Origin of the sequence: Paenarthrobacter sp. 4246 (assembly GCF_040546855.1) — a bacterium.
Taxonomy (GTDB): Bacteria; Actinomycetota; Actinomycetes; order Actinomycetales; family Micrococcaceae; genus Arthrobacter.
In genome coordinates, this window is record NZ_JBEPOP010000011.1 from 171,501 (window position 1) to 179,348 (window position 7,848).

Annotated in this window: 7 protein-coding genes and 1 pseudogene; all 8 read left to right on the forward strand. The window is 60.6% G+C overall.

Translation table 11 applies throughout. The annotated features are described in order from the left end of the window. The first annotated feature begins 38 nt into the window (after window positions 1-38). Window positions 39-1,175 carry a Gfo/Idh/MocA family protein gene (locus tag ABIE35_RS19060; protein ID WP_354517364.1) on the forward strand — a complete coding sequence of 379 codons (1,137 nt, stop codon included), beginning with the start codon at window positions 39-41 and terminating at the stop codon, window positions 1,173-1,175. Next, window positions 1,172-2,215 (forward strand): Gfo/Idh/MocA family protein, encoded by a 1,044-nt coding sequence (locus ABIE35_RS19065; RefSeq protein ID WP_354517366.1) that lies wholly within the window; start codon window positions 1,172-1,174, stop codon window positions 2,213-2,215. Before ABIE35_RS19060 ends, ABIE35_RS19065 begins: the two co-directional genes overlap by 4 nt. Before the next feature lie 44 nt (window positions 2,216-2,259). Beyond that, complete coding sequence (locus ABIE35_RS19070) at window positions 2,260-3,378, forward strand: ABC transporter permease (RefSeq protein WP_354517368.1); 1,119 nt, start codon at window positions 2,260-2,262, stop codon at window positions 3,376-3,378. A 63-nt stretch (window positions 3,379-3,441) separates the two neighbouring features. After that, window positions 3,442-4,431, forward strand: a complete 990-nt coding sequence (locus ABIE35_RS19075) for a sugar ABC transporter substrate-binding protein (protein WP_354517370.1) — start codon at window positions 3,442-3,444, stop codon at window positions 4,429-4,431. Between the two features lie 78 nt (window positions 4,432-4,509). Beyond that, window positions 4,510-5,361, forward strand: a complete 852-nt coding sequence (locus tag ABIE35_RS19080; RefSeq protein ID WP_354517371.1) for a TIM barrel protein — start codon at window positions 4,510-4,512, stop codon at window positions 5,359-5,361. After that, window positions 5,354-6,208 carry a sugar phosphate isomerase/epimerase family protein gene (locus ABIE35_RS19085; protein ID WP_354517372.1) on the forward strand — a complete coding sequence of 285 codons (855 nt, stop codon included), beginning with the start codon at window positions 5,354-5,356 and terminating at the stop codon, window positions 6,206-6,208. The genes ABIE35_RS19080 and ABIE35_RS19085 overlap by 8 nt, the downstream gene beginning before the upstream one ends. Then, window positions 6,205-7,701, forward strand: a complete 1,497-nt coding sequence (locus ABIE35_RS19090; RefSeq protein ID WP_354517374.1) for a sugar ABC transporter ATP-binding protein — start codon at window positions 6,205-6,207, stop codon at window positions 7,699-7,701. The genes ABIE35_RS19085 and ABIE35_RS19090 overlap by 4 nt, the downstream gene beginning before the upstream one ends. Before the next feature lie 26 nt (window positions 7,702-7,727). Beyond that, window positions 7,728-7,848 (forward strand): annotated as a pseudogene (locus tag ABIE35_RS19095) (sugar phosphate isomerase/epimerase); the annotation flags it as partial.

Sequence of the window (7,848 nt, forward strand, 5' to 3'; positions counted from 1 at the left end):
CCTGACCAAAGTCGTTTACTGCGTGTCACTGTTTCGGCATGGATAACGACAGAACCACGACAGCCCCCTCCCGGTTACGGGCCGGGTTCGTCGGCGGCGGATTCATGGCCGAGGTGCACAGCCGGGCAGCCCGTACTGCAGGTGCGGATATCGCCGGCATTGCGTCTTCGAACAGTGCCAGCGCCGACCGCGCCAAGGACCGTCTGGGTGTGCGGCAGGCTTACGCCTCCGTCCAGGACCTCGTTGAGGACGACGCGATCGACGTCATCCACATCTGCACGCCGAACGGTACTCATCACGGACTGGCTGAGGCCGCGCTGAAAGCAGGTAAACATGTGGTCTGCGAGAAGCCATTGGCCACCAATGTGCAGGATGCAGCCGAACTTGCAGAGCTGGCCGCCATGGCCGGGACAGTTGCGACCGTTCCCTTTGTCTATCGCTTCCATCCGATGATCCGGGAAGCCAGGGAACGTATTGCCTCGGGCCAAACAGGACGCATCTCTGCCATTCAGGGTTCCTACCTTCAGGATTGGCTACTCTCCCGGGAGGACGACAACTGGAGGGTGGACGCCGTTCTGGGTGGGCCGTCGCGGGCGTTTGCCGACATCGGCTCCCACCTGTGCGACCTTCTCGAATTCGTGAGCGGTGAACGGATAACCAAAGTCAGTGCTTTGAGTCGGACCCTGTTCCCGGGTCGGGCGAACAATAGGGACATCCAGACCGAAGACCTCGTGGCCGCTGTTTTCGCCACTGATTCGGGCACTGTGGGAAATCTTCTGGTCAGCCAAGTTGCGCCGGGACGAAAAAACCGGCTGATGATCGAGATTGCGGGTTCGGAAAGCACCCTCCAGTTCGACCAGGAGGCCCCGGAGACGTTGTGGCTGGGTAGGCGGGCGGGGTCCCAGTTGCTTGTCCGTGATCCGGGGGCGCTCAGCCCGGAAGCGGCACGGCTCAGCGTGCTGCCAGCTGGCCACCCGCAGGGTTATCAGGATGCGTTCAATGCGTTCGTGGCCGATACCTATGCCGCAATCGGCGGTGACTTCCGCGAAGGCCTGCCGACCTTCCAGGACGGACTCAGATCAGCCGTCCTGACAGAAAGCATCATCAAATCCAGCAAGGACGGCGAATGGGTCGACGTCCCAAACACTAAAGAAGCAGTAGGAGTGCAGCAATGAAGATCATTCAAGTAGGCCTCGGCGCCTGGGGCGCCTCATGGCTGAACGTGATTCACCACAGCAACAGTTGGGAGCTGGCCGGCGTTGTCGATGTCAACCCCGACGCCGCGAGGGCCGCAGGTGACCAATACGGAATCCCCGCCTACGCCACCATCGACGAGGCGCTGAATCATAAGGACACGTTCGACGCTGCCTTGGTCATTGTTCCTCCCGAGTACCATGCAGCCGTAGCCATCCCGGCTCTGGAGGCAGGGGTGCACACACTCATTGAGAAGCCCCTGGCCCACAGCCTTGAAGACGGCATCCGGATTATCGAAGCGGCAGAAAAATCCGGCAAACAGGCCATGGTGTCACAGAACTACCGTTTCAAGCGCGCCGCCCGCACTGTTCAACGCCTTATCCGCGACGGCATCATCGGTGACCTTGAGCACGTCTTCATCGACTACAAGAAGAACCCGCCGTTCGAAGGGTTCCGGCTCGAAATGGATGAGCCCCTGATCGTGGATGCCATGATCCATCACCTCGACCAGCTCCGCGGCATCGTTGGTGTCGAACCAACCGCCGTGCGCGCACGGTCCTGGAACACTGGCACCTCCAAATTCAAGGGCAACGCCTCCGCGGTGGTGCAGTTCGACTGTGACAACGGTGCCCGCGTCGTCTACACCGGATCATGGAGCTCTTACGGGCCGCAGACCAGCTGGGACGGCGACTGGGAAATCCAAGGCAGCAAGGGCGCCATCACCTGGAAGAACAATGAGGTCACCATCGACTTCGCCTCACTGTTCGACACGGTGTTCCTCGCTGGCGCGGTGGAACGCTCCGGCGTCATGCACGTCGATCTGGACCCGCTGCCGGTCGAGGAACGCTTGGGGACCCTCGAAGCGTTCCACGACGCCATCGAAACCGGGAACAAGGCTGAGACGGATGTCACCGACAACATCCAGAGCTTGCAACTCGTCATGGCCACCGCCGACTCCGCCCGCCAGGATGGTGCGCCTGTTTCCTTGAAGACCAACGCCGAACTCTTCGGCAGCCACTAGCACTTCCGACCCGAGGAAGTGTCGAATTGACTGGAGATACAAACATGCAGCCACAAACAACCACCGGCACTGCCGGTCCGGTTTCCGGGAGGGCTGGCCCCGGAAAATCCCACGACGAGTCCCGTTCACGGCTCTCCGGCGTCGGCGACTTCATCGGTGCGCAGGGCCTGCTGGTCGTTGTCCTGCTCTTCGGTGTATTGCTGACGTTCCTCAGCCCGGTATTCCTGACCACAGTCAACCTGGTCAACCTGTTCTACCAGTGCACGATCCTCGGTGTGTTTGCCATCGGCATGACCTTCGTGATCCTTACCGGCGGCATTGACGTCTCGGTAGGATCGACGGCTGCCCTGTCGTCAGTGCTGTCCATGGGCGTGATCGTCAACATGGATATGCCGCCGGCAATCGGACTCCTGACCGGCCTCGTGGTTGGAGCCGGAGTCGGTGCCGTCAACGGACTGATGGTCACGAAGCTGGGCATATCCCCGCTGATCGCGACCCTGGCAACACTGTCCGCCGGGTCGGGAATCGCCTTCGCCTACTCCGACGGCGGCAACATCACACCTGTACCCAAAGTGCTCACCGAGGTTGTCAGCGCCAAATTCGCAGGAATTCCCTTGCTCATACCGGCCGTTCTGGTGCTGGCTTTCCTGGCCCATCTGGCCCTGACCCGCACTACCTACGGACGCTCAATCTACGCCGTTGGCGGCAACAGGGAAGCTGCCCTGCTCGCTGGGATCCGGGTAGACCGTGTCACGATGAACGCCTACATCATCGCCGGTCTCTCGGCGGGCATGGCAGGGCTTCTGCTCACCGGCCGCCTGGCCTCAGGAAGCCCGCGGGCCGGCGATGGCATTGAACTGACAGTCATCGCAGCCGTGGTCATCGGCGGAACCAGCCTCTTTGGTGGCCAGGGAAACATCAAAGGTACGTTGCTCGGGGTGCTGTTGATCGCGATGGTTTCCAACGCCGTGAACCTGCTCGGAATCCCCTCCTCCTATGACCGGATTGTCCAAGGCGTGGTGATCTTCGCCGCAGCCGCACTGGACGTCTACCGCTACAAGTACGTCCAAAAGAACCTGTCACGTAAACGCAAGATCGGACCGCCGCCGTCGAAAGACGCGGAGGGCAGCCGTGCACCGCACACTACCGAAGCGCCGGCTTAACGCCTCACGCAAGCAGGCCGTCCCGGCCGGCATGTCAAAGCACCCAACAGAAAGAGTAAGTCAATGAAGACCTCACCCAAACTGGCGGTCCTCGCGGCAGTCTCTGCCGCCGCCATCGCCCTGACCGGCTGCGGAGCACCCAGCGCTGCACAGGAAGCAAACGACGGGACTAAGACAAAGAAGATCGCGGTCCTTCTCTACAGCCAGAGTTTTGAATTCATGGTTGCCCTCGGGCAGGGCGTCAAGGATAAGGCCAAGGAACTCGGCGTGGAGGTCACAGTCCTTGATGCCAAGGGCGATTCCAGCACGCAGATCAGCCAGATCCAGGATCAACTCGCCCAAGGTGTGGACGGCATTGTCCTCAGCCCGAACAACTCCGCTGAACTGGTTCCCGGAGTCCAGATGATCCACGATGCCGGAAAGACCGTCACCACCGTGGACTCTGTCATCCCGGGTGACATCGCCGACGCTGCCGTCGCCTTCGACAACGAAAAGGCCGGCAAGCTCGGCGCTGAAGCCTTGGCCAAACTGATGGGAAACAAGGGCACCGTCCTTGAATACCAAGGAGCCAAGGGTGCCTACCACGCGACTCTGCGCGGCAAGGGGTTCAACGAGGGCATTAAGCAGTTCCCCGGCATTAAGGTCATCGGCCGAGACGCACAGTGGACCGCAGACAACGCACTGTCCCTGACCGTCGACAACTTCACCGCAGACTCCAGTATCAATGGCCTTTTCAGCCACAACGACGAAATGGTGCGGGGCATCGTCTCCGGCCTCTCACAGATCAATAAAGACGCGCCGGTGGGAGCCGCAAACCACATCCCGCTCGTCGGAGTAGACGGCACACCCCTCGCCCTGGAGCGGATCCGCAATGGCGTCCAGGACGCCACGATGGACCAGAACCCCTTCGAGATGGGAGCGCTGGCCCTACAGGCCCAAGTTGATCTGCTTGACGGCAAGCAGGTCCCAAAGATGCAGCTGACCGATACCAAGCTCATCACTAAAGAGAACGTCGATGACCCCACTCTCTGGGGCAACATCTTCAAGGACTAGCGCCGCGAAGCCCTCGGCTGCTTGGCCAGGCTCTGCCGCTTGGCCAAGCAGCACCAACCAATTCCCTCAAGGAGAAACATGTCCCGCTTCAAGTATTCCTACAACGCCATCGTTTACTACCAGGAAGACATCGCCAAAGGCATTGATCGCGTCGCCCGTTACGGTTATGACGCCATTGAACTGGTCGGCGAACCGGAAACGCACAACGTCAACGAGATCAACAAATTGACCAGCGACGCCGGCATCGACGTCAGTTCCATCTGCAGCATCTGGTTTGGAGAGGAACGTGACCTGATCAACCCCAGCGCCTCCAACCGGCAGAAGGCCTTGGACTACGGCAAGTCGGTAGCCGACTTCGCCGCGGCCGTCGGAGCTCCGACCATCATCGTCGGGCCATCCCCGGTGGGCAAGACCGAAGCCTTGGCGAGCGATGAACAGGAATGGCAATGGGCTGTCGAGAATGTCCGCACACTTGGCGAATACGCGGCCAGCGTCGGCATCAACATCACCCTCGAACCGTGGAACCGCTACGAGACGCATTTCCTGAACCGGCTCGACAGGGCCGTTGAACTTCTGGACGCTACTGGCCTGAAGAACGCCGGTGTACACGGTGACCTCTTCCACATGAACATCGAAGAGGACAGCATCCACGGAGCCTTCGCCCGCGCCGGCAGCAAGGTCAACCACGTCCACCTCGCCGACTCGAACCGGGCAGCCCCTGGCGTAGGACACATCGACTTCCGCCCGACGCTGCAGACGCTGAAGGACATCAAGTTCGATGGCTACCTGACCTTCGAACTGCTGCCCGCGGCGTCGAACCCCTTCGCCATGATGGCACGTGGCGGCCACCTGGAGTTCCTGGACCCCTACACCGAAAAGGCCATCAACGAAATGAAGAAGCTGGAACAGGAGCTGTGGCCCAATGAGTAGATACGAATTCGGAGTCAGCACCTTCATCCTGGTGTCCCCGTTCACCGACCAGGACGTTGATCAGTTCGACGTCGCCAAGGAGATGGGCTATGACCTGATTGAAGTGTGCATTGAAGACCCTGCCGTAGTCAGTGCGGAAGCATTGAAGAAGGCCTCCGAGCGGACCGGGCTGCCCGTGTCCATCTGCGGTGCATTCGGACCAGACCGCGACGTCTCGCACGAAGACCCGTCGAAGCGGCGGCAAGGTGTTGACTACCTGAAACTCTGCGTTGACATCGCCCAAGCCGTCGGATCCCCGCACGTGGCAGGCCCAATGTACTCCGCTACCGGCAAAGCCCGGCTGCTTCCCCCCGAGGAGCGCCGGCAGCAGCGTCAGTGGGCGGCCGACAGCCTGCGTGAAGTGGCCGACTATGCTTCTGAACGAGGCGTCACCCTGGCCATAGAACCGCTCAATCGGTTCGAAACGGATCTGGTCAACACGGTCGAGCAGGGACTGGAACTATGCGAGCTGATCGGCCGGGACAACGTTGGCCTGATGCTCGACACGTTCCACATGAACATCGAAGAGAGGAGCATCGCTGCGGCCATCACTTCTGCCGGTGACAAGGTCTTCCACTTCCAAGTGTCAGAAAACGATCGCGGAACGCCCGGCAGCGGTCACGTCCCGTGGTCCGAGACTTTCGACGCGCTGAAAACGATCGAGTACCAAGGTTCCATTGTGGTCGAATCGTTCCTCCCCACAGTCGAGGAAATCGCCAAGGCCGTGTCGCTCTGGCGGCCGGTGGCTCCGTCCATGGACGCGCTGGCCAGAGATGGACTTACCTTCTTGAGGAGGGAACTGCCGTGACTGGGACGCCCGGACGTGCTTCAGCAATCGTTGAAGCACGCAATCTCGTAAAACTGTTTCCGGGCGTCGTTGCCCTCTCCGGCATGAACTTCGAACTTCATGCCGGAGAGGTGCACTGCGTCTGTGGTGAGAACGGAGCCGGAAAGTCGACGCTGATTAAGACACTCAGCGGTTTCTACACTCCCGACGAAGGGGGCGTGTACGTGGACGGCGAGCTCATGCCCTCCAGTACAGCGGCCTCCAAAGCCGCCGGGATTGCAACCATCTACCAGGAGCACAACCTGGTCCCGGACCTGTCCGTAGCCGAAAATGTTCTGCTGGGAAACTGGGGCGGACACAACGGCATCCTCTCCCGCCGCGAGATCCGCAAGCGGGCAAGGAAGGCTCTCGACCAGGTTGCACCCCACCTCAACCTTGATACCCCCGCGATGGCGCTCTCAACGGTGGACGGTCAGATGGTGGAAATCGCGCGTGCCATAGCCCAGGACGCAAGAGTGATCATCATGGATGAGCCAACCACCGCCCTGACCGAGCAGGACGTTGAGAAGCTGTACAAGCTCGTCAATGAGCTTCGGGGCAAGGGCTTGGCGATCATGTACGTTTCGCACAAACTGGAGGAAGTCTTCACCCTGGCTGACCGGATAACCGTTATCCGCGAAGGCAAGACCGTGGCCTCATCTGTCCCCGCAGGTGAGCTCGATGCCCGCTCCGTCGTGCAGCTGATGGTGGGCCGTGACGTGGACCTCTACGAGCATATTCCCCGCGAACGCGGTGAACTGGTTCTTGAGGCACGGGGTCTAAGCCGTGCTGGAGCGTTTGAGGACGTGGATGTTCGACTGCACGCAGGGGAGATCGTTGGATTGGCAGGACTTGTGGGTGCAGGCCGGACCGAGGTCGCCCGGTGCATATACGGGGCAGACAAAGCGGACGCCGGAGCCGTGGAGATCAACGGCCGGAAACTACGCCTTCGCGGTGCGTCTGACGGCATCGCCGCAGGCATTGCCCTCGTTCCGGAGGAGCGAAAGCTGCAGGCCATCATCCCGATGCTGTCCATCCGAGAAAACACCACCCTGACTCTCCTGAAACAGATCAGCAAGTGGGGCGTGCTGAAACGGGGACACGAGAAGAAGATGGTGGGCGAATATATCAAGGAACTTGATGTCAGGACCCCGTCTGCGGAGACGCCGATTCAGTCCCTGTCCGGCGGCAACCAGCAAAAGGTCATCATTGCACGCTGTCTGGCGAGCAATCCCAAGGTCCTCATTTTGGACGAGCCAACAAAGGGCATCGACATCGGCGCGAAGGCCGAGATCCACCGTTTGATCGAACAGCTGGCCCGCAGAGGTGTAGCCGTACTCGTGATTTCCAGCGAACTCCCAGAGCTGCTGGAGCTCTCCGACAGAGTGATGGTCATGCGGTCCGGCCGAGTAGTGGCCGAACTGGACAAGGCACAAGCAACCAAAGAAAACGTCATCGCTTATGCCGCGGCGTAAGCGATCCGACCAGAACGGATAGAATCATGCCCGATCACCAGACGCGCCCGTTCACCTTGTTCACCGGCCAGTGGGCCGACCTCCCTTTCGAGGAAGTCGCGCGCCTTGCCTCGGGCTGGGGCTACGACGGCCTGGAAATCGCCGTTT